Source organism: Streptomyces sp. NPDC047028, assembly GCF_040644095.1.
Taxonomy (GTDB): Bacteria; Actinomycetota; Actinomycetes; order Streptomycetales; family Streptomycetaceae; genus Streptomyces.
The window spans coordinates 1-1,072 of record NZ_JBEYVS010000138.1 but is presented as its reverse complement, the minus strand read 5'-3'; the positions used below and the strand labels follow the sequence as shown (position 1 = coordinate 1,072).

The window sequence follows — 1,072 nt, the reverse complement described above, 5'->3', positions numbered from 1 at the left end:
CTTTCGGGCTGTTTCGTTGTGATCGAGTGAACCGGGGTTGCGGGGTGGGGCCATGAGTACGGGGTACTCAAAGCCGCGTCGGAGTCGCCGGTCTCGGTAGTGGGCGGCGTGGGTGGTGCCGGGAGTGGGGGGTTTGTTGTCGGGGTGGGGGGCCCGCCGGCTGGAGTGTGTGGGGGCCGGCGGGCCCGGTCCGGCTCCCCGGGGTGTCAGGGTGTGCGGGGCCGGGGGGCCGGGGTTTTAGGGGGTGAGGCGGGCCCAGTGGGTGACGCCGGCGGGGTGGTGGTGGGTGCCGTGGGCGGCGGTCAGGGCTTGGATCAGGGTCAGTCCGCGGCCGTGTTCTTCGGGGGTGCAGGTGCGGTGCCAGGCGCCCTCGTGCGGGGCGGGGCCGCCGTCGGTGACTCCGACCCAGATCCGGTGGTCGGCGTGTGCGCGGTGCACGTGCACTGTCAGCGGCGGGCTGGCGTGGGCGACGGCGTTGGTGACGAGCTCGGAGAGCACCAGCAGCGCCGACTCGGCCTGTTCGGCGGGGATGTCCCATCCGGCCAGGACGGCGGCGGTCAGCCGCCGGGCCCGGCCGACCGAGGACGGGTGGTGGGCCAGCGGCCAGCTGGCGTCGTCCCGGGGCGGGCGCGGCGCCGGGTCTCGTCCCGGCACCGCCGGATCGGTGGCGCCACCGGTACGGGTCCCGGGCGCGGCAGCCGGGGAGAGGGAGGTGGGGGTGGCGTACATCGCGATCACATCCACGAGACGGTGAACGACCGAAAGGGGGGTTCGGCCTGGTATCCATCACCACCATCCCCGGACCGGGGCAAGCCAGGCATTAGGGACCCACCCCAAACCTTCCCACCCCAAACCCCACCGGGCCGCCCACCGCCGGGCGGGTCGCCGCCGGCGCCCCGGTCACAGCCGCACCAGCACCCACCGACACACCCACACCACCAACCCGATCACCCACCCGCCGGACCCCATACGCCACCACCCACCCCACTCAGACCCCCGCCCGGCGGGCCGCCCAAGCCCCCCTCGACCCCGCCCGCCGGCCCGGCCCCGAAGCAGCCCGAAACCCACCACA

1 protein-coding gene is annotated in these 1,072 nt (G+C 74.8%); it reads right to left on the bottom strand.

The window, feature by feature from the left end:
* Positions 1-237: 237 nt before the first annotated feature.
* Positions 238-729 carry an ATP-binding protein gene (locus ABZ854_RS37300; protein WP_361220522.1) on the bottom strand — a complete coding sequence of 164 codons (492 nt, stop codon included), beginning with the start codon at positions 727-729 and terminating at the stop codon, positions 238-240.
* Positions 730-1,072: the final 343 nt, after the last annotated feature.

Bases quoted from the DNA above. Each gene is read 5' to 3' on its own strand.
- ABZ854_RS37300 (WP_361220522.1), bottom strand. From the start codon at position 729: ATGTACGCCACCCCCACCTCCCTCTCCCCGGCTGCCGCGCCCGGGACC.